At 67.7% G+C, this 19,982-nt stretch carries 17 protein-coding genes; 9 read left to right on the top strand and 8 right to left on the bottom strand.

All coding sequences use genetic code 11. The annotated features are described in order from the left end of the window. The first annotated feature begins 30 nt into the window (after positions 1-30). On the top strand, positions 31-3,168 hold the full coding sequence (locus ACWF4Z_RS10525) for an amidohydrolase family protein (RefSeq protein ID WP_452242714.1): 3,138 nt from the start codon (positions 31-33) through the stop codon (positions 3,166-3,168). A 4-nt stretch (positions 3,169-3,172) separates the two neighbouring features. On the opposite strand, the gene ACWF4Z_RS10520 is transcribed toward ACWF4Z_RS10525, so the two are convergent. Further along, a complete protein-coding gene (locus tag ACWF4Z_RS10520) occupies positions 3,173-4,294 on the bottom strand; it encodes a Gfo/Idh/MocA family protein (RefSeq protein WP_452242713.1) in 1,122 nt (373 codons plus the stop codon). 52 nt (positions 4,295-4,346) lie between these two features. Between ACWF4Z_RS10520 and ACWF4Z_RS10515 the strand changes: the two genes are divergently transcribed. Continuing rightward, positions 4,347-5,147 (top strand): alpha/beta hydrolase, encoded by an 801-nt coding sequence (locus ACWF4Z_RS10515; RefSeq protein ID WP_452242712.1) that lies wholly within the window; start codon positions 4,347-4,349, stop codon positions 5,145-5,147. Here ACWF4Z_RS10515 and ACWF4Z_RS10510 read toward each other — a convergent pair. Continuing rightward, complete coding sequence (locus tag ACWF4Z_RS10510; RefSeq protein ID WP_452242711.1) at positions 5,113-5,646, bottom strand: TetR/AcrR family transcriptional regulator; 534 nt, start codon at positions 5,644-5,646, stop codon at positions 5,113-5,115. The two genes, ACWF4Z_RS10515 and ACWF4Z_RS10510, sit on opposite strands and share 35 nt — an antisense overlap. A gap of 76 nt (positions 5,647-5,722) precedes the next feature. Here ACWF4Z_RS10510 and ACWF4Z_RS10505 point away from each other — a divergent pair, with 76 nt between their 5' ends. Next, positions 5,723-6,547 carry an SDR family oxidoreductase gene (locus ACWF4Z_RS10505; RefSeq protein ID WP_452242710.1) on the top strand — a complete coding sequence of 275 codons (825 nt, stop codon included), beginning with the start codon at positions 5,723-5,725 and terminating at the stop codon, positions 6,545-6,547. 8 nt (positions 6,548-6,555) lie between these two features. Here the strand turns inward: ACWF4Z_RS10505 and ACWF4Z_RS10500 are convergent, their stop codons facing one another. After that, on the bottom strand, positions 6,556-6,996 hold the full coding sequence (locus tag ACWF4Z_RS10500; protein WP_452242709.1) for a hypothetical protein: 441 nt from the start codon (positions 6,994-6,996) through the stop codon (positions 6,556-6,558). 172 nt (positions 6,997-7,168) lie between these two features. On the opposite strand from ACWF4Z_RS10500, the gene ACWF4Z_RS10495 reads away from it, so the two are divergent. Next, positions 7,169-8,179, top strand: coding sequence for a TetR/AcrR family transcriptional regulator (locus ACWF4Z_RS10495; protein WP_452242708.1), 1,011 nt, complete (start codon positions 7,169-7,171; stop codon positions 8,177-8,179). Between the two features lie 26 nt (positions 8,180-8,205). On the opposite strand, the gene ACWF4Z_RS10490 is transcribed toward ACWF4Z_RS10495, so the two are convergent. Next, on the bottom strand, positions 8,206-9,183 hold the full coding sequence (locus ACWF4Z_RS10490) for a ribose-phosphate diphosphokinase (protein ID WP_452242707.1): 978 nt from the start codon (positions 9,181-9,183) through the stop codon (positions 8,206-8,208). A 38-nt stretch (positions 9,184-9,221) separates the two neighbouring features. Then, on the bottom strand, positions 9,222-9,785 hold the full coding sequence (locus ACWF4Z_RS10485) for an NADPH-dependent FMN reductase (protein ID WP_452242706.1): 564 nt from the start codon (positions 9,783-9,785) through the stop codon (positions 9,222-9,224). A gap of 130 nt (positions 9,786-9,915) precedes the next feature. On the opposite strand from ACWF4Z_RS10485, the gene ACWF4Z_RS10480 reads away from it, so the two are divergent. Continuing rightward, complete coding sequence (locus ACWF4Z_RS10480) at positions 9,916-13,212, top strand: S8 family serine peptidase (RefSeq protein WP_452242705.1); 3,297 nt, start codon at positions 9,916-9,918, stop codon at positions 13,210-13,212. Here ACWF4Z_RS10480 and ACWF4Z_RS10475 read toward each other — a convergent pair. The 3 genes from ACWF4Z_RS10475 to ACWF4Z_RS10465 are packed head-to-tail and all read right to left on the bottom strand — an operon-like array spanning position 13,205 to position 16,422. Then, positions 13,205-14,227, bottom strand: a complete 1,023-nt coding sequence (locus ACWF4Z_RS10475; RefSeq protein WP_452242704.1) for a threonine aldolase family protein — start codon at positions 14,225-14,227, stop codon at positions 13,205-13,207. The genes ACWF4Z_RS10480 and ACWF4Z_RS10475 overlap by 8 nt on opposite strands. Further along, complete coding sequence (locus ACWF4Z_RS10470; protein ID WP_452242703.1) at positions 14,224-15,597, bottom strand: class II 3-deoxy-7-phosphoheptulonate synthase; 1,374 nt, start codon at positions 15,595-15,597, stop codon at positions 14,224-14,226. Before ACWF4Z_RS10470 ends, ACWF4Z_RS10475 begins: the two co-directional genes overlap by 4 nt. 60 nt (positions 15,598-15,657) lie before the next feature. Next, on the bottom strand, positions 15,658-16,422 hold the full coding sequence (locus tag ACWF4Z_RS10465; protein WP_452242702.1) for a lysophospholipid acyltransferase family protein: 765 nt from the start codon (positions 16,420-16,422) through the stop codon (positions 15,658-15,660). Between the two features lie 314 nt (positions 16,423-16,736). Here ACWF4Z_RS10465 and ACWF4Z_RS10460 point away from each other — a divergent pair, with 314 nt between their 5' ends. The 4 genes from ACWF4Z_RS10460 (at position 16,737) to ACWF4Z_RS10445 (ending at position 19,963) form a co-directional block, all read left to right on the top strand. After that, on the top strand, positions 16,737-17,501 hold the full coding sequence (locus tag ACWF4Z_RS10460) for an alpha/beta hydrolase (RefSeq protein ID WP_452242701.1): 765 nt from the start codon (positions 16,737-16,739) through the stop codon (positions 17,499-17,501). Then, on the top strand, positions 17,494-18,195 hold the full coding sequence (locus ACWF4Z_RS10455; protein ID WP_452242700.1) for a hypothetical protein: 702 nt from the start codon (positions 17,494-17,496) through the stop codon (positions 18,193-18,195). Before ACWF4Z_RS10460 ends, ACWF4Z_RS10455 begins: the two co-directional genes overlap by 8 nt. Before the next feature lie 58 nt (positions 18,196-18,253). After that, positions 18,254-19,483, top strand: a complete 1,230-nt coding sequence (locus tag ACWF4Z_RS10450) for an ornithine cyclodeaminase (protein ID WP_452242699.1) — start codon at positions 18,254-18,256, stop codon at positions 19,481-19,483. A 75-nt stretch (positions 19,484-19,558) separates the two neighbouring features. Beyond that, positions 19,559-19,963 (top strand): YybH family protein, encoded by a 405-nt coding sequence (locus ACWF4Z_RS10445; protein WP_452242698.1) that lies wholly within the window; start codon positions 19,559-19,561, stop codon positions 19,961-19,963. Positions 19,964-19,982: the final 19 nt, after the last annotated feature.

Here is a 19,982-nt window from a genome sequence, read left to right as displayed (position 1 = left end):
CCCATCGCCCGCAGGGATTGGATTCGGATCGTGGCTCACGACGACCGTTCGACGCACGCTGACACCCCCGGCCCGTGGAGCATCTCGCGGCGCCGCGCCCTTCAACTGACCAGCGGGGTCGCCGCGGCAGGCGCCGTACCGACCACTGCTCTTGCCGCCTCAGGCCCAGCTCAGAAGGCGCGCGCCGTGCTGACCGAAGGTACCAACGTCATGGTCTCGGTCTCGCCGGACGGGAAGTGGCTCGCCTTCGACCTGGTCACCGCGATCTGGGTAACGCCCTCGGCGGGTGGTGTATCCCGACGGCTGACGGACGACCTGCAGGACGGGACCCGGCCGCGCTGGTCTCCGGACGGCCGACGGATCGTGTTCCAGTCGTACCGCGACGGCAATTTCCACCTCTGGTCGATCAGCCCCGACGGCAGCGACCTCCGCCAGTTGACCACGGGCCGCTACGACCACCGCGAGCCGTGCTTCACGCCGGACGGTCAGTCCATCGTCTTCTCCTCGGACCGGGGTGGCAACGGCAGCTACGGCATCCACCGGCTCACCCTGGCCGACGGATCAATCGTCGCGCTGACCGACGCCCCGACCGAAGAGGCCGAGCCCACGGTCTCCCCGGACGGCACCAAGATCGCCTTCACCGTCGACGCCACCTCGATCGTCCAACTCGAACTCACCACCGGTGCCCGGACGACGGTTGTCCCCGCGCAGACCGGTATCAGCCTCTTCGGCCCGTCCTACTCGCCGACCGGCCGACTCGCCTACGTTCGGCTGGCCGGCCCGACCTGCGATCTGATCATCGACAACCAGAAGGTCACCGACGGCAAGGACGTCTTCGCCCTCCCGCCGTCGTGGACCTCGGCGACCGACCTCTACTACACCGCCGACGGACACGTCACGCGATACGAGGCCGGCGCCCACACCGTCGTACCGTTCGCGGCAACCGTCCCGGTGACGGCAAAGCGGCCCCGCCCGAAGACCCCGGACCTGGAGTCGACCGCATCCAGGCAAGTGCTCGGCATCGCAAGCCCGACGGTCTCGCCCGACGGTGAGTGGATCGCCTTCCGAGCCCTCAACGCTTTGTGGCTGGCAGCAACGAGTGGCCGAGGGCAACCACGCAAATTGGTTGCCGATGGCTACTTCAACTCCGATCCGGACTTCTCACCGGACGGCACGAAGTTGCTCTACGCAAGCGATCGCGACGGCACCGCCGACCTCTGGCTGCACGACCTCGCAACCGGTGCCGACAGCAAGCTGTCGGCCCTGCCCGCCGCACAGACGGCTCCGCGTTTCTCCCCGGACGGCCAACAGATCGCGTACCAGGATCAGGACGGCATCGCCTGGATCCTCGACCCTTCCTCCGGCCAGGTCCGCCAGGTGACGCCAACGCTCTTCCAGCCCGGCCGAGTCAGCTGGTCTCCGGACGGCAAGACCCTCGTCCTCGCGGCGGTCAAGCCGTTCTCGAAGCGCTTCCGCGAAGGAACCAGCCAACTCCTGTACGTCGACGTCGCAACGACCGCGTTCGAGTACGTCGAGCCGATGCCGTTCCGCTCCTTGGCCACCCGAGGCGACGACGGTCCGGCCTTCTCCCCCGACGGCAAGCACCTCGCGTTCGTCGTCGAGAGCCTCCTGTACGTCGTTGCCGTCGACAAGCGTGGTCGCTTCACCGGAGAGCCGCGGGCGATCACCGACGAGACCACCGACTCGCCCGTCTGGCAGGACGACCGGACCCTGCTGTACCTCAACAACGGGAAGTTGCGCAGGACAACGATCACCGGCGGCCGCCCGCAGACGATCAGGCTCGACCTTCGGTGGCGCAGGGCAACGATCAACCAGCACGTGACGATCCACGCCGGCGCCTTGTGGGACGGTCGCGCAACCACGCTCCGCCACGACGTCGACGTCGTACTCGACGGTTCGCGGATCGCCGCCGTACGACCGCATCAGGGCCGGGCGGACGTCGACGCGTCCAAGCTGACCGTCATGCCAGGACTCGTCGATGCCCACAACCATTGGCATTTGCGTGGCAAGGCCTGGGGTGCGCGGCAGGGCAATGTGTGGCTGGCCTACGGGATCACGACGACGCGCTCGCCGGGTGATCCGGCGTACCAGATGCAGGAGACGCGGGAGGCGCTCGCGCACGGTTCGTTGCTCGGTCCCCGGTACTTCGCGACCGGTGAGGCGATCGACGGATCGCGGGTCTACTACAACTTCATGCGGCCGACGCTCTCGGTGCGGCAGCTCGGTCTGGAACTCGATCGGGTCGAGGGCCTCGCCTACGATCTCGTGAAGACTTATGTGCGGCTGCCGATCGACTACCAGCGTCGCGCGATCGCCGCCGTCCATCGACTCGGGTTGCAACTGTCGTCGCACTACCTCTACCCGGCCGAACACCTCGGCATGGACGGAATGGAACACACCGGAGCCACCAACCGGCTCGGGTACTCACACACGGTCAGCCGACTGGGACGCGCGTACGCCGACGTCGTCACGTTGTTCACCCAGGCCGGGCTGTCGGTGACGCCAACGTTGTTCAACTCGACGATGGCGCACGTCGACGACCCGTCGCTGCTGACCGATCGCCGTACGACGACGCTCTATCCGTTCTGGGAGTACGACTACCTGCTCGGTGAGGTGAACACGGCGAAGGGACCGGCCGGCGTGACCACGCGTGAACTGCTGCGTGGCAACGTCGACATGGTGCTGCGGATCCACCGCGGCGGCGGCCTGGTCATCTCGGGCACGGACACGCCACTCGACAACGCCGCAATCTCACTCCACGCCAATCTCCGGTCGATGGTGGCCGGCGGGTTCACGCCGTACGAGGCGCTCACGACGGCTACTCGCAACCCGGCCAAGTGGCTGAACCTCGAGGACAAGCTCGGCGTCGTCAAGCCTGGCGCCCAGGCCGATTTGTCCTTTGTGAGCGGGGATCCGCTGGCCGACATCCGAGTGGCGGCCGCGGTCGATCGGGTCATGGTCGCTGGTCAACTGCACACGGTCGACGACCTGCTCGCGCCGTTCGCCAAGTCCGCGCGTACGACGGCCGTCGTACCGACTCCTGCGAATGCGCCGCGGCCGCTCACGCGAGCGGAGGCCCACTCGCAGGACGCGACCTACTGGTGGCACGAGCCCGAGTGGTTGCATCGGGCGTGTTGCGAGGGGTGATGCGTTAGAAGGTGGTGGTGAGGTCTTGGGTCTGCCCGGTCGCGGCGGCTCGGTAGGCGGACTCGATGATGTCGATCACGTGGCGCGCGTGTTCGGCGGTGACGATCGACGGCTTGCCTTCGCGGACCCAGTCGACCAACTGCATGATGTCCTCGTACACGTGCTGCTCCTCGATGTCGCGGTGCGCACCGGTCACGTGCGGGAGCAGAGCCTGGTTGCCCGGCCCGCGAGGCGAGAGCTCGGCCGGGTTGCGGTTGGGGAAGTCGAACGGCTCGTCGTTGAGGAGCAGGCCGTCGATCGTGCCCGTCGTACCGAAGTAGGCACCGCCGAAGCCGCCGCGGATCGGGCCTGCGGCCGTTCCGGTCGCGACGCAGATCAGGTTGGCGCCGAAGTCGATCAAGACGATGGTGTTGTCGTCGGCGTCCGTGCGTACCTCCGTCCCGCCGCTGGTGCGAACGGGGATGCGTACGCCGGACATCGCCGTCACGCGCTTGGCTGGGCCGAGGATGCCGGTCACGGCGTGCAGTGCGTAGACGGTCATGTCGTACATGGGTCCGCCGCCGGGCTTGCGGAAGTACCACGACGGATCGATGTTCGTCAGTACGTCGCTGCCGCCACGCACGGCCTCGTCCTCGTGATACGTGCCGAACGCAGCGCCACAACTCACCCAGGACAGCGTCCCGATGGCGCCTTCGGCGATGAGCTCGCGGGTGCGAACGTGGTGCGGGCGCAGCATCTCCCCCGGCGAGGCAACGATCCGCAGCTCATTCGCCGCCGCCAGCTCGATCAGCTCGGTCGCCTCGGCGACGGTGAGCGTCATGGTCTTGTTGAAGTGCACATGCTTGCCGGCCTGCAGCGCGAGCTTGCCCTGCTCGTAGTGCAAACCGATCGGCGAGGCGATCGTCACCGCGTCCACGTCGCCTCGCGCCAGCAACTCGTCGTACGACGTGAATCCCTGCCCCACCCCGAATTTCGCGGCCGCCGCCTCCGCCCGCCCCGGCACCGGATCACACACTGCGGCGAGCGTCACCCGCCCGGCGAGATCCGCCTGGCCGAGGTGCGGCAGGATCCCCCGCACCGAAATACTCCCCGCCCCGACAACCCCGATCCGCACCGAATCCGCCATACACCCGATCCTCCCATCACCTGACTGCCCAGGTCCGGTAAGTTTCGGCGGCATGAGCGTTGTCGAGCACGTCGTTCTCATCCATGGGACCTGGGGACGTGGGAGTCATTTCGGTCCGGCGCGGGCGGCGTTCGAAGAGCGTGGGTTCGTGGTGCACACGCCGACGTTGCGGCACCACGAGCTGCCCTTGGAGGAAGGCGCCTCGTTGATCGCGCCGCTCAGCCTGACCGACTACGTCGACGACCTGGTGAAGGTGTGCGAGTCGCTCGATTCGCCGCCGTTGATCCTGGGTCACTCGCTCGGTGGGTTGCTCGCCCAGCTGGTCGCGGCCCGGACCCCGCACGCCGGTCTGATCGGGGTGTGCCCGGCGCCGGCGTACGGGATCTTCGCCATGTACCCGTCGATGAGCCGGCTGTTCCTGAGCCACTATCTCCAGCCGAAGCCCTGGGCGAAGCCGCTCCGCCCGACGTGGAAGAAGTTCGTGGCCGGCGGCCGGATCACGCAGACGCAGGAGTACATGCGGTCGCTGTACGACGACCTCGTCTGCGAATCGGGCCGTGCGTACTGCGAGATGGCGTTCCCGCAATTCGACCGGCGCAAGGCCTCGCGGGTCGACTATGCCGCGATCACCGGCCCGGTCCTGGTCTTCGGCGGCGCTCGAGACATCACCGTGGTCCCACCCGTCTGCCGGGCCGCCGCCTCGAAGTACGCCAACGCCAGCTACGTGGAAATCGCCAACGCCGACCACATGCTCCTGTCCGGCGACATCCTGCAAACGACAATGAGCCAGATCGACACCTGGCTCACGACGAGCGACCTCACCCCAGCGCGCGCAAAGCACTCGCCAGAATGAGCTTCCGGTGCTCGGCCGACAGACGGCCGTCACCGAAGTCGAGCGCGGCGACAGTGCCCTCCTTCGCGGCCGCGTAGGCAGCGCGCGCCTCGATCAGCCGCTCCGGCTCGGTGGACGACCCGGCCAGCGCGGCGATGATCGCATCGGCCATCTCGGCCGGGGTGTGCGGCAAGCGTTCGCCCAGCAGAGCCCGTACGGCGGGATCCGTGCTGACCACCGGCATGAGCTGTCGCGTCTGCGCGGTGAAGTCGATGAACGCCCCGAGCAACTCCTCGGCGCTCAACTTCCCACTCCGCGCCTGCTCGGCGAGATCGGCGTACGCGGCAAGAGGCTCGGCCAGGATCGCGTCGAGTACGTCGGCCTTCGAACGGTAGTGGTAGTACAACGCGGCCGGAGTGATGCCGAGCCCACGGGCGATGTCCGCGATCGACGTCCCGCGATACCCCTGGCGAGCGAAGAGGTCGCGGGAGATCGCCAGGATCTCGGCCTTGGTGTCCATGGCGACAGTCTACTTGCTGAACGCTCATTAAGTGGCTTAGGCTCGTACTTACTGAACATTTAGTAGGGAGATCTCGATGGACACACCCGTACTGATCACCGGCTGCTCCTCCGGCATCGGCCGCGCCACCGCGCTGGCGTTCGCGCGTTCGGGCCGACCGACGTGGGCCACCGCGCGCAACCCCGACACCCTCACCGAGTTGGCCGACGCTGGATGCCGGACCATCGCCCTGGACGTGACCGACGAGGAATCACGGGTCGCGGCGGTCAAACGAGTCGAGGCCGAGCACGGGGCCGTCGGCGTACTGGTCAACAACGCCGGCTACGCCCAGACCGGACCAGTCGAGGAGGTCTCACTCGACCAGCTGCGGACCCAGTTCGAAACGAATGTCTTCGGTCTGATCCGGATGACCCAACTGGTCCTCCCCGGCATGCGCGCAGCCCACACCGGCCGCATCATCAACCTGGGATCGGCCGGCGGGCTCATGCCATTCCCCGGCGTCAGCGCTTACGCCATGACCAAGTGGTCCTTGGAGGCGCTGTCCGACGCTCTCCGCTACGAGACCCGATCCTTCGGCGTACGCGTCGTACTCCTGGAACCAGGCGGCGTAGCCACCAACTTCGCCGACACCGAGGAAGCGACCTGGCCGCAACACCCCAACAGCCCGTACGCTGCCTTCCGCCACAACCACCGCATCCGCATGGCCACCTTCAACCGCCCAGGCGCGCCAGGCATCTCAACTCCCGAAGCCGTGGCCCGCGTGATCATCCGCGCCGCCACCGCGAAACGTCCACGAACCCGCTACAAAGTGGGAGTCGCTCCGCGGGTGCTTCCGGTGCTGTACCGCGTCCTACCCAACCGCGCCTGGGACGCCTTCGTCAGCCGACTGTTCCCGGTGTGAGCCGACACTCACTCCTTCGGGGCGAGGCGGATTGCCGAGACCAGGAAGAAGACGCCGCCGAGAACCGCGTAACCCGCGACCGTCTTCAGCGATGCGTTCGCGCCCCCCGCCATCCCGATGAAGGCACTACCGGCCACGACGGAGATGCCGCCACTCAGGATCATCGCCCACTGACCACCGAGCCGATACCGCAGGACCGCGACGATCAACTGCACAGTGCCCGCCGTGATCGCCCAAACTCCCCACACCCGCAACACCCCCGGGATACCGGACGAGACCGCCAACCCCACCGCGGCGAGCAGGCTCAACGCCATATTCACGGACAGCGGCCCCTTCGCCCGACTCGCACCCGAAGACCGCCAGTCCACCACCGCCGCGCCAAGGTCAAACAACGGATAAACCACCAGCAGAACAACCACCCCCGGGTCGATCGCCTTAGCAACCGCCATAACCACAACAGCCCAGGCAACCGCAAACCCAAACCGAACGAAGTACAGCCGCCGCAACACCCCAGTGCCGTCACCCCCTCCAACCACGGCCCCACCAACACCAACACCGCCCGATCCGGTGCCGGCCAACCCGACTGACTCGGCGGTGCCAGCCGATCCGACCGACCCGCCCATGCCGCTTGATCCTGCCGACCCGGCCGACCCGACTGACTCGGCGGTGCCAGCCGATCCGGCCGATCCGGCCGATCCGGCCGATCCGGCCGATCCGGCCGATCCGGCCGATCCGGCCGATCCGGCCGATCCGGTCGATCCGGTCGATCCGGTCGACCCGACTGACCCGGTCGATCGGGCTGACCCGGCTGACCCGAATGAAGTAGGCATCAGATTCCCTTCGCTGTGGACGACGCGAGCCATCCAGGTAGATAGAACGATCGGTACACCACTCTCCGGCACTTGGTGGGATCCGTCAAGACCGATCGTTCTGTCTGCTAACCTCGAGGGCGTCCCAGGGGTCCCGTGCGGTGCTGGATCCCAGGGGTCCCGTGGAGTGGTGGAGAGCGCGTACGGCGCGGTGGGTGTGGGAGCTGTTGATCGGATTGGGAGGACGCGGATGTCGGAAGCGCGGTTGAAGCTGCTCGACAGTGCTACTGAGCTGTTCTACGCCGAGGGGTTGCATGCGGTGGGGGTTGATCGGGTGATCGCCGAGGCGCAGGTGACGCGGGCGACGCTGTACCGGCATTTTCCGAGTAAGGACGATCTGATCGTCGCCTACCTGACGCAGGCCGACGAGGCTGTTCGTGCGCAGGTGGAGGTCGCGCGGGCGGAGGGCACCAGCCCGGACGACGCGATTCGAGCTGTCGGCCGGTCGATCACTGAGGACATCCAGAGGGCCGGTTTCCGAGGGTGTGCGTTTCTGAACGCGGCCGCCGAGTATCCCGACCCGCGCCATCCGGTACACCAGGCAGTTCTCAAGCACCGTCAGTGGTTCCTCGACACCCTGACCGAGCTGTTCACCGATACCGGAAAACCCGACCCGGAGCCGGCCGCCCGGCATTTCGTCATGCTCCGGGACGGCGCCATGACCGCCGGCTGCCTGACCGACCCGACCCCCATCACCGAAACCTTCCTCCGCGGAATCGAAGGCCTACTCACGTACCGCAGCCGCGAAACCCCAACCACCTGATCAACAGATCTCGAGGCCGCGGGGTGTTAGAACGGGAGTTTGGGTTGGGGTGGGCCGTGGGTGGGGTCTACGCCGTCGAAGAGGCTGCTGACTGATTCGCCTTCGTGGATGCGTTTGATGGCTTCGGCGAACAGGCCGGCGATGGAGCTGACTTGGAGCTCGGGGAAGCCGTCGGGGCGCGGGACGGTGTCGGTGCTGATGACCTCGGTGATCGAGGGGTGCGACCGGAGTCGTTGGACAGCGGGGCCGGCGAAGAGGCCGTGGGTGGTGGCTACGGCCGCCTGGGTGCAGCCGAGGTCCTTCAGGCGGTCCAGGAGCTCGATGATCGAGCCGCCGGTGGCGATTTCGTCGTCGAGGATGATCGCGCGTTTGCCGGCTACGTCGCCGACGATCGCGTCGATGACGACCCGGTCGTCGGCCAGGCGCTGCTTGCTGCCGGCCGCGACCGGCAGGCCGAGGAGCCGGGCGAACTGGGTCGCGGTCTTGGCGTTGCCGAGGTCCGGGCTGACCACGACCGTGTCGGTGAGATCACGGCCGCGGAAGTGATCCGCGAGTACGCCGATGGCCGTCAGGTGATCCACCGGGACCGAGAAGAAGCCGTGCACCTGCGGAGCGTGCAAAGCCATCGTCAGGACGCGGTCGACGCCGGCCGTGACCAGGAGATCCGCGACCAGGCGACCGCCGATCGAGATGCGGGAGGCGTCCTTCTTGTCCGAGCGCGCGTACGCGTAGTGCGGCATCACCGCGGTGATCTGGTCCGCGGAAGCACCCCGCGCGGCGTCGATCATCAGCAGCAGCTCCATCAGGTGCTCCTGCGTCGGCGGCACCAAGGGTTGCACGATGTAGACGTCTCGTTGCCGACAGTTCTCCTGCAGTTGGACCTGCAGGCAGTCGTTGCTGAAACGATGGATTTCCACCGGGGCGAGCGGTACGCCGAGATCGGCACAGATCCGCTCCGCCAAACCGGTGTGGGCACTTCCGCTGAACACGACGATTTCTCGCACGGCTCTCCCCGAACGCTCCAGACCCGACAACGGGAAGCTTACTTGGCCGCGCCCCGGATCTTGACAGCGAGGGCGTCGAGCAGCGAAGTGACGAGCGTGATCGTGCCCTCGTCGATCAGGTTCTCGGCCTCGTCGAAGCGTTCGTGCGCGCGGAACGCCATCACTTCCGGCTTCACCACGACGTCGGAGTGCGTCCAGAGGAAGACCTGACGCAGCGCGAGCTGCGCGCGGACGGTCCCGAAGTTCGTCGGTGCCGCGCCCATGATCGCGATCGGCTTGTGCAGCAGCGACGACGTCGCGGACGGCCGCGAGGCCCAGTCGATCAGGTTCTTGAGCCCACCCGGGATCGAGTAGTTGTACTCCGGCGTCGCGATCAGCAGCCCGTCGGCGGCGCGGATCCGGTCCCGGAGGTCGTTGACCTGGATCGGCAGGTTCTCCTCGGTGTCGAGGTCGCTGTTGTAGTACGGGAGGTCGGCGAGGCCGTCGTACAGCGAGATCGTCATCCCGGACGGCGCGTGCTTCTGCGCCGACCGCAGCAGGGCGGTGTTGAGCGAGCCGGCCCGGAGGCTGCCGGAGATGCCGAGGATATTTAAGTCAGTCATTCAACTATTAAAACATAAACTACCTAGCCCTCCGCGGGCTTCGGGGCGCAGCACAGACAGCGGCTCAACATTTGGCGCCGGACCGGCGTTTATGGACCGTACTGTCCGCACAACCCAGGAGACCGCCATCGTGGACATCCGATCGGGACCGCGGTGGATCACCGCCACGGTCCTCACCCTCTCCGTCGGCCTGACCGCCCAGTTCCCCGCCCTCGCCGCCACCACTCCGCCGCTCGTGGCCGGCAAGACCACACCCGCCCGGATCGTGGCCGAAGGCAAGGACCGGGCGTTCACCCTGATCACCGGCGACCGCGTGATCCTGACCGGCGGTGACCTCGCCAAACCACGAGTAGAGCCGGGCCCAGGACGCAAGCAGGTCCCGTTCCGCGTTCAGCACGCTCACGGCCGCCTCTTGGTCGTCCCCTCCGACGTGGCCGCCGACGTGTCCGCAGGCAAGCTCGATCGCCGGCTCTTCGACATCACGACGCTGCTTGACGACCGGTACGACGATGCCGGTACGACGTCTATCCCGCTGATCATCACGTACTCAGGTCAGGCCAAGCGCTCAGCGCTGTCGGCCGCGACCACCACCCACAACCTCCCGGCCATCAACGCAAGCGCAGTCAAGGTCGCCAAGAAGGACGCGGCCACCTTCCTCAACGGCATCCGGACAGCCCGGTCGGCCGCAGCGGCTGCGCCGACCAAGATCTGGCTGGACAGCAAGCGAAAGGTGGCGCTCGACCAGTCGGTCCCGCAGATCGGCGCACCGGCGGCGTGGAAGGCGGGTTACACCGGCAAGGGCGTCAAGATCGCCGTACTCGATACCGGCGTCGACGCCACCCATCCCGACCTCGCCGACCGCGTGGTCGCGCAGCAGAACTTCACCGCCGAGGGTCCCGACGACGAGGTCGGGCACGGCACGCACGTGGCCTCGATCATCGCCGGATCAGGGGCCGCATCCGGCGGTAGGTACCGCGGCGTCGCCCCGGACGCGACCCTGTACGCCGGCAAGGTCTGCGGTGTGGACGACTGTCCCGAGTCCTCGATCCTGGCCGGGATGGAATGGGCCGCCACCGAGGTCCACGCGACCGCGGTCAACCTCAGCGTCGGCGGTCAGGACACTGCGGAGCTCGACCCGCTCGAGCAGGCCGTCAACCGGCTGACCGCGCAGACCGGGACGCTGTTCGTCATCGCAGCCGGCAACGACGGGCCGGACGCAGGCACCATCGAGTCTCCGGGCAGCGCGGACGCGGCGCTCACCGTCGGCGCGGTGGACAAGCAGGACAAGCTGGCCGACTTCTCCAGCCGCGGACCGCGCATCGGTGACGGCGCGATCAAGCCGGATGTCGTCGCACCGGGTGTCTCGATCGTGGCGGCCAAGGCGAAGAACTCGACCATCGGTGCGCCCGTCGGCGACTACTACCTCCGGCTCGACGGTACGTCGATGGCGACGCCGCACGCGACCGGTTCCATCGCGTTGCTCGCACAGCAACACCAAGCCTGGCAGGCGGCCGATCTCAAGGGCGCGCTGATGGCGTCGGCCAAACCCCTCGCCGGCCTGTCCGTCTTCGAGCAAGGAGCCGGCCGCATCGACGTGGGCAAGGCCACGCAGCAGACCCTGAACGTTGCACCAGGCAACATCCCCTTCGGTACGGCGGCCTGGCCGCACCAGGACGACACCCCGATCACCCGTCAGGTGACGTACCACAACTCCTCCGACCAGCCGGCGACCGTCACCTTGACCCTGCAGGTGACCGGACCGGACGGTGAGCCCGTGACGGCATCGCCGTTCCAGCTGAGTGCCGGCACGCTGACCGTGCCCGCCGACGGAAGCGCGAGCGTCGACCTGACCTCCGACACCCGCGCTCTCGTTGCCGACGGCAAGTACGGCGGTCGCCTGATCGCCACCGCCGCCGACGGCCGCTCGGTGAGCACCCTGCTCACAGTGAACAAGGAGGTCGAGAGCTACAGCCTGACCGTCAAGCTCCTCGGCCCCGACGGACAACCGCATGACGGCGACGCGTTCATCTACGGTCTCGACAACGACTACAACGAGATCGCACCCGCGTCCGGCGGAACCCTGACCCGGCGGATCCCGAAGGGCCGGTACCTGATCGAGGGCTACCAGTACATGTCCGACCAAGGCCCCGTCTACGAGGTACTGAGTCCGAACACCACGGTCGCCGCCGACAGCACCCTGACCTTCGATGCCCGGACGGCCAAGCCGTACGACGTCACCGTCCCGAACCCGGACGCCACCCCGATCGAGTCCGAAGTGCACTACGGGCTCACCACCCGCACCGAGCCGCTCGACGTCTACATCTTCAACTCGCGCCCGCAAGACCTCTACACAGCCCAGCTCGGGGAGCCGAATGATGAGCTGAAGTCGTGGCTCAGCAGCCAATGGGTCAAGGTCGATGCCGACGGCAACTTCAGCGGAACGCCGTTCTACTACTACACCGTGGACGTCAGCCGCTCCGGTTTCCCGACCGGGTTGACGCGCAAGGTCCGCCCCGGCGACCTCGCCGGCATCGACCAGCAGGTGAACCGCACGTCCAACAACCAAGTCGCGCTGGTGACGACCGGGACCGTCGGCGGCAGACAGATCGCCATCAACTGGCAGCCGCCGGTGATTTACGACGTACCGGCGAAACGACGGCTGTACGTCGACACCGGTACGGCGAAGTGGTCGACCACCACCTACGAGCTGGCCGGCAACCGCATCGTCGGAGCCGTGGCCAGTCCTGAAACCACGTACCGCGCAGGTCACACCTACCAGCAACGCCTCAACGTGGCCGCGTTCGCACCCACGCCGCGCACGGCGACTCGTTCGCGCGATGAGCTGAGCGTGTACATCTCCCCGACCACCGACGCGACCGGCGGGGTCGGCCGGACCACGGCCGACACTGAGTCGACCATGCTGTTCCGGGACGGCCTGAAGATCGCGGAGTCGCCAACCTTCGGAAGGCTGGACACAACCGGGCTCCCGCCGGAGAAGGCGTCGTACGTGCTGGAGGCGAATCTCACCAGGCCGACGTACTCGACCTACTCGACCCGGATCACGGGGCGCTGGAGCTTCAGCTCGTCGGCTGAACAGACCAGGCTGCCGCTGCTGGGGATTCGGTACCAGCCGACGGTTGACGCCAACAACACCGTGGCGCGATCCGCGGTCACGCAGTTCCCGGTGATCGTCGAAGCGCAACCGGGTGGCGTCGTGCCGAAAGTGAGGAGTGCGGCTTTGAAGTACTCCGCGGACGGCGGTACGACGTGGCACGACGCAACCCTCCGGTCGACCGGGAACGGACGCTATCTGGCGACCTTCCCGACGCCGAAGGATGGCGACGCAATCTCGCTCAAGGCGACGCTGATCGATGACGGCGGCAATGCCTCAGAGCTGACGACGATCGCCGCGTACCACCTCAGCTGAGGATGCGAGCGAGGACTGTCGCCGCTGTGCGGCAGTCCTCGGCGGAGGCGTCCAGGTGGGTGACGACTCGGAGCTGGGTGGCGCCGACGCCTCCGACCAGGACGCCCGCTGTCTTGGCGGAGTCGACGACCTCGGCCACGGACTTGCCGGTCGCGGCCAGGTCGGCGACGACGATGTTCGTCTCGACCTGGTCGGGCTTCACCGAGCCCGGAGCCGCCTCCGCGAGGACCTCGGCGATCGCGCGCGCGTTGGCGTGGTCCTCGGCGAGGCGGTCGACGTTGTGCTCGACGGCGTACAACCCCGCAGCCGCGAGTACGCCGGCCTGCCGCCAGCCGGCCCCTAGGCGCTTGCGCCAGACCCGCGCCTCCCGAACCAGCTCGGCCGAGCCGACCAGCACCGACCCGACCGGAGCGCCCAGCCCCTTCGACAGGCAGACGCTCGCGGCCTTCGCCCGAGTCGTGTACGACGCCATCGTCCGGCCGGTCGCCACGACGGCGTTCCACAGGCGGGCGCCGTCGAGGTGCAGCGGGATGCCGCGGGAATCGAGCTCGTCGGCGAGAGCGTCGTACCCGTGCTGGATCGCGCCGCCGCCGAAGTTGTGCGTGTTCTCGACCGAGACGGCCGAGGTCTGGACGAAGTACGGGCCGAGGTCCGGGGCGATGAGCGCACGAACCTGGTCGAGGTCGATCTGCCCGGCCGGCGCCGACCAGGTGCGGGTCGTGACGCCGCTGGCGGCCGCGTGGCCGCCGAGCTCGGCCCGGACGATGTGGGCACTCGACTCGCACAGAACCTCGCCGCCGCGCGGAACCAGCGCCCGGACGCCGAGGATGTTCGCCAGCGATCCGGTCACGGTGAACAGGCCCGCCTCGTGACCGAGCAGTCCCGCGACCGTCTCCTCCAACTGGTTGACGGTCGGGTCCTCGCCGTACACGTCGTCGCCGAGTGGTGCGCTCGTCATCGCGGCGAGCATGCCCGCCGACGGGCGCGTGACGGTGTCCGAACGGAGATCGATCATCCTTGCGCACCCCGCAGCCGCTCGGCGACCAGGAACGCCAGCTCCAGCGACTGGTGCCGGTTCAGCCGTGGGTCGCAGGCCGTCTCGTACCGGTTCACGAGGTCCTCCGCGACCAGCTCCTCACCGCCACCGAGGCACTCGGTCACGTCGTCGCCGGTGAGCTCCATGTGCACTCCGCCCGGCCAGATCCCGACCTGCTCGTGCGCGTCGAAGAAGCCCTGCACCTCGTCCATCACGTCGTCGAAGTTGCGGGTCTTGTACCCGTTCGGCGTCTCGTACGTGTTCCCGTGCATCGGGTCGCACACCCAAGCGATCGGCGAGCCGTGGTCCCGGACCGCCTCCAGCAGCGGCGGGAGGCCCGCCCGGATCTTGCCCGCGCCCATCCGCGTGATGAACGTGAGCCGCCCCTCGATGCCCTTCGGGTTCAGCTTGTCGATCAAGGTCCGGATGTACTCCGGCGTGGTGGTCGGGCCGATCTTGACGCCGAGGGGATTGCTCAGCGAAGCGAGGAACTCGACATGCGCGCCGTCCAGCTGCCGGGTCCGCTCCCCCACCCACAGCAGGTGGCCGGAGACGTCGTACGGCTGCTCGGTACGCGAGTCGATCCGGGTCAGGGCGTGTTCGTATTCGAGGATGAGCGCTTCGTGCGAGGCGTAGAAGTCGACCGTCTTGAACTCGTCGGCGGTCGCGCCACAGGCCCGCATGAACGCGAGCGCGCGCTCGATCTCGGAGGCCAGCTGCTCGTAGCGCCGCCCGACCGGGGACGACTTCACGAAGTCCGTGTTCCAGGCGTGCACCTGGTGCAGGTCGGCGTACCCACCGGTGGTGAACGCGCGGGTCAGGTTCAGCGTGGCGGCGGCCGCGTTGTACACGCCGCGCAGCCGGCGCGGATCCGGGATCCGCGACTCGGGCGTGAACTCGAGGCCGTTGACGGCGTCGCCCCGGTACGACGGGAGCGTGACGCCGTCCCGGGTTTCCTCACCCGAGCTGCGGGGCTTGGCGTACTGGCCGGCGATCCGGCCGACCTTCACGACCGGGACGCTGGCGGCGTACTGGAGTACGACGGACATCTGCAGCAGCACCCGGAGTTTGGCCCGGATGTTCTCGGCGGTCACGCCGTCGAAGGTCTCGGCGCAGTCGCCGCCCTGGAGGATGAACGCCTCACCCCGGGTGACGGCACCGATCTTCGTCGTCAGGTCGTCGCACTCACCGGCGAACACCAGCGGCGGCAGCCTGCGCAGCTCGCCGATCACCTGCTCGAGTGCCACCGGATCCGGCCACTCCGGCTGCTGCAGCGGCTTCAGCCCCCGCAACTCCGCCAAACTCGGAACCCCCGGAACTTCCCCCGCACCCAACGTCGCGAATTGCATGAGCACAACTTTAGGGCAGGGCGCTCAACGGTCCTTCAGCGTCTCAGGCGAGGGAGGGGGTCAGCTGGCTTTGGTGTCGCCCAGGCGGAGGTGTTCGTCTACGGATTCGCCGGCTTTGATGAGGTCTTTGGCCTTGTCGGCGTACATGTCGACGTACTCCTGGCCGGACAGCTCCATCAGGGCGTACATGATCTCGTCGGTGACCGACCGGAGGACGAAACGGTCGCGCTCCATGCCCTCGTAGCGGGAGAAGTCGAGCGGCTTGCCGATGGCGACACCGGGCCGGATCAGCCGCGGCAGGCGGCGGCCGGGCTCGCGGACCAGCCACTGCGGCCAGATCGTCCCGGGCGGCTGCAGCTTCTCGGTGTCGATCATCGCGACCGGGATGACCGGCACACCGGCGACGATCGCCATCCGGGCTACGCCGGTCTTGCCCTTGTAGAGCCGGCCGTCGGGCGAGCGCGTGCCCTCGGGGTAGATCCCGAACAGCTCACCCTTCTTCAGGATGTCCAGGCCGGTGTTCAGCGCGGCCAGCGAGGCGCGCCCGCCGGACCGGTCGATCGGGATCTGACCCACCGACCGGAAGAACGTCGCGACCAGCTTCCCCTTCAGCCCGGGCCCGGTGAAGTACTCCGATTTGGCCGGAAAGACGATCTGCCGCGGTACGGCGACCGGCAGGAAGATCGAGTCACAGAACGCCAGATGGTTGCTGACCAGCAGCGCCGGCCCTTCGTCCGGGATGTTCTCCAGCCCGGTCACCTTCGGCCGGAACAACAGCTTCACCAACGGTGCGACGAGGAATCGTCTGAGGAACAGGTACAGCATCGCTTTACCTCCGTCACTCGTCCGCTCGTCGACCACAGCCGGTCCGGTCCAACCGCCTTCTGACCTGATACCCAACAGCCAGTACCCAGTGTCCGCCGGTAACGACCATCGCGACAGTTCTGACGCCGACCGTCGGCAGGACCCTACGTTCCAGCTTCCCCCTCAGGCAACGTCACCGCCAGGAATGTGGGGATTGCTCACCGTGTTGTCACCTGGATGCAGACTGGATGAAGCTCAGATGGGACCATAAAGACGCGGGCAGGTCGGGGTGTGATCTGGGTCGCCTGTGAGGATCGGACCGGCGAGGAGTCGATGTGCCAGTGCAAGGCGATGCGGAGGAATTCCGCAGTCCCGGGACCGGCGAGAACGCAGCCATCGGCGTCCTGTTCAGCCACGGCTTCACGGGTTCCCCCAAGTCCATGCGTCCGTTCGGTGAACACCTGGCGTCGCAGGGGTACGGCGTCGCCGTTCCGCGCCTGCCCGGTCACGCCACCACGTGGCAGGAGCTGAACAGGACCGGCTGGCCGGACTGGTACGCCGTACTCGACAACGAGCTGGAGCGCTTGCGCAAGGAGCACGACAAGGTGTTCCTGGTCGGCCTGTCGATGGGCGGCTGCCTGGTGCTGCGGCTGGCCGAGCAGCACGGGGCGGACATCTCCGGTCTGGTCCTGATCAACCCGTCGGTGCGGACCGACGACAAGCGGCTCGTCCTGCTCCCGGTGCTCGCCAAGCTCGTTCCGTCGTTCCCCGGCATCTCCAACGACATCAAGAAGCCGGGCGTCGACGAGGGCGCGTACGACCGGATGCCGCTGCGGGCACTGCACTCCCTGTCCCAGCTCTGGACGCTCACCCGCGACGATCTGGCGAAGGTGACCCAGCCACTGCTCATGTTCCGCAGTACTGTCGATCATGTGGTGGAGCCGAGCTCGGGGCGGACTGTGTTGTCCTCGATCTCGTCCCGCGACGTGACCGAGACCCTGCTCGAGGACAGCTATCACGTGGCAACTCTGGACAACGACGCACCGCGGATCTTCGCGGACTCGACAGCCTTCATCCGCCGGGTCAGTGCCGATGCGTGACAACGGCCTGACCGCCGAGACCTACACCTCTCTCGGCGGGATCGATCCCCTGATCGCCGAGCCGGTGCTGACGGCGCTGGCCGACGCCGGCATCGCGGCGTACTGCGAGAGCCAGAGCGAGGCCCGTACTCCCGAGGACGCGGACGAGCCGGTCCGCATTCCGGTCGGCCACGACGAGATCTTCGTGGATGCCGGAGCCGTCGAGAAGGCCCGGCCGGTGATCGAGCGCAGCACCGAGGATGCCGAATGGCAGTCGCTGGTCGAGCAGTTCAACGCGCCCTCGGCTCCCGGTCATGACACCGGCGAGACGTCGGTGCCGCGGTGGCCGGTCAGCGAGGACGTCGACGAGAAGTACGAGCCACTGATCGACGTACCGACAGGGCTGACCATCAGCGACCCGCCGGACGAGGATGAGGACGAGGCACCGGCGAAGAAGGCCGACGACGCGCACGACCACTTCGTCCCGCCGGAGCCACCGCGGGGGCCGAAGCTGGACTGGATCAGCCGGCTCGCCTGGCTCGGACTGCTCGGCGGCCCGCTGCTCCTGATCGTGGCCGCGATCCTCGACTTCGGCACCGGCCGGATCACCACGCTGGCCGTGGTCGGCTTCATCGGCGGGTTCCTGACGCTGGTGATCCGGATGAAGGACCGGCTGCCGCCGGACGACACTCCCGACGACGGAGCCGTTCTCTGAGTTAGAGTGCGGATCGTCGGACAATCCGACGCTGCAGTCGACACCTGGGGAGGTACCCGTGCAGGTCACCGAGACCGTCGAGATCACCGGCCACCTGATGGACAGCGGGCTGCTGTCCCGCGTCCTCGACGACATCCGCGGGTACGGCGGCGAGTACACGCTGGACAAGTTCGACCTCGGGTACGACAAGGACGACCCGTCCACGGTCCGGATGACGGTCGGCGCCGAGGACGAGGAGTCGCTGCAGCGGCTGCTGATGCGGATCCAGACCAAGGGCGCGAACCTGGTCGACCCCGGTACGCCGGAGATCAGCGAGGTCTTGCAGGACGGCGTGTTCCCGGACGGGTTCTACTCCACCACGAACCTGCCGACGAGTGTCCGGCTCGGGGGCCACTGGGTCGCCGTACAGAATCCGGAGATGGACTGCGGCCTGCTCGTCGAGGGTGAAACGGTGCGGACCATTCCGATGTCCGACGTACGCGCCGGGATGAAGATCATCAGCAGCGCGCAAGGCGTCCGCGTCACTCCCCCGATCGTGGTGAACACCGAGGAGGGCTTCGGGTTCATGGAGTCGGACGTGTCCAGCGAGAAGCCGCAGCGGGTGCTGGTGAAGCAGGTCGCGGACGGTATGCGTGAGGCGAAGGCGAACGGCCAGAAGGTGCTCTGGGTCGGCGGTCCGGGCATCGTCCACACCGGCGCGGCGCCGGCGATGGTTGCGCTCGTCGAGGCCGGGTTCGTCGACGTCCTGTTCGCGGGGAACGCGCTCGCGACGCACGACATCGAGTCGTCGCTCTACGGTACGTCGCTCGGTGTCGACCTGGCGCGTGGTCGAGGCGTCGAGCACGGGCACGAGCACCACATCCGTGCGATCAACACGATCCGCAAGGCGGGCTCGATCGCGGCCGCGGTCGAGCAGGGGGTGCTGACGTCGGGTGTCATGCACGCGCTGGTCAAGACCGGTGGAAAGTTCGTGCTGGTCGGGTCCGTGCGCGACGACGGGCCGTTGCCCGACGTCTACACCGACGTACTCGAAGGGCAGCGAGCGATGCGGGCCGAGCTGCCGGGTGTCGGGTACTGCCTGATGGCGGCGACGATGCTGCACTCGGTTGCTACGGGCAACATTCTACCGGCGTCGATCCCGCTCACCTGCGTCGATATCAACCCGGCGACCGTGACCAAGCTGGCCGACCGCGGCTCGTCGCAGGCGCGCGGGATCGTCACGGACGTGGGTCTGTTCATCGAGCACCTCGCGCGCGAGCTGTCCCCGACGTACGCGGATGCGAAGTAGCCGGGAACGCGTTTGCTCCTGACCCTGTCCGCGGGTGAGGCTGGTGTCTGCCCCCGATGACTGGAGACAGAGCCGATGGACTTCGATGCGTTCCTGCGCGACTTCGAGGCAGCCAACACCGCGTTCACGAACGGGGACGTGTCGTTGTGGATGCCGCTCGTCTCGCACAGCGAACAGACGTCGATCTTCGGCGGCTTCGGCGGGCAGGAGACGGGCTGGACCGAGATCGGCCCGCGGTACGAGTGGGCGTCGGCGCAGTTCGGCCCGGGTGACGCGAAGGTCGAGTTCGAGTACCTGCAGAAGCACGTCAGCGGCGACACCGCCTACACCGTCGCGATCGAGCGCGCCACCGTTTCGTACGCCGACAAGCCCGGGCCGCAGGTCCACGAGCTCCGGGTCACGATGATCTTCCGCCACGAGGACGGCGCCTGGAAGATCGTCCACCGCCACGCCGACCCCCTCACCACCCGAAACGCCTGACCCTGGGTCCCTCCGACAG

The sequence above is a fragment of the Kribbella sp. NPDC055071 genome (genome assembly GCF_053608045.1).
This window is presented reverse-complemented; position numbering and strand designations above follow the sequence as displayed.

Excerpts from the sequence above, each read along its gene's own strand:
- ACWF4Z_RS10520 (WP_452242713.1), bottom strand. The coding sequence starts at position 4,294 with ATGGCGGATTCGGTGCGGATCGGGGTTGTCGGGGCGGGGAGTATTTCG.
- ACWF4Z_RS10515 (WP_452242712.1), top strand. The coding sequence starts at position 4,347 with ATGAGCGTTGTCGAGCACGTCGTTCTCATCCATGGGACCTGGGGACGT.
- ACWF4Z_RS10510 (WP_452242711.1), bottom strand. The coding sequence starts at position 5,646 with ATGGACACCAAGGCCGAGATCCTGGCGATCTCCCGCGACCTCTTCGCT.
- ACWF4Z_RS10505 (WP_452242710.1), top strand. The coding sequence starts at position 5,723 with ATGGACACACCCGTACTGATCACCGGCTGCTCCTCCGGCATCGGCCGC.
- ACWF4Z_RS10500 (WP_452242709.1), bottom strand. The coding sequence starts at position 6,996 with ATGGCGGTTGCTAAGGCGATCGACCCGGGGGTGGTTGTTCTGCTGGTG.
- ACWF4Z_RS10495 (WP_452242708.1), top strand. The coding sequence starts at position 7,169 with ATGCCGCTTGATCCTGCCGACCCGGCCGACCCGACTGACTCGGCGGTG.
- ACWF4Z_RS10485 (WP_452242706.1), bottom strand. The coding sequence starts at position 9,785 with ATGACTGACTTAAATATCCTCGGCATCTCCGGCAGCCTCCGGGCCGGC.
- ACWF4Z_RS10475 (WP_452242704.1), bottom strand. The coding sequence starts at position 14,227 with ATGATCGATCTCCGTTCGGACACCGTCACGCGCCCGTCGGCGGGCATG.
- ACWF4Z_RS10470 (WP_452242703.1), bottom strand. The coding sequence starts at position 15,597 with ATGCAATTCGCGACGTTGGGTGCGGGGGAAGTTCCGGGGGTTCCGAGT.
- ACWF4Z_RS10465 (WP_452242702.1), bottom strand. The coding sequence starts at position 16,422 with ATGCTGTACCTGTTCCTCAGACGATTCCTCGTCGCACCGTTGGTGAAG.
- ACWF4Z_RS10455 (WP_452242700.1), top strand. The coding sequence starts at position 17,494 with ATGCGTGACAACGGCCTGACCGCCGAGACCTACACCTCTCTCGGCGGG.
- ACWF4Z_RS10445 (WP_452242698.1), top strand. The coding sequence starts at position 19,559 with ATGGACTTCGATGCGTTCCTGCGCGACTTCGAGGCAGCCAACACCGCG.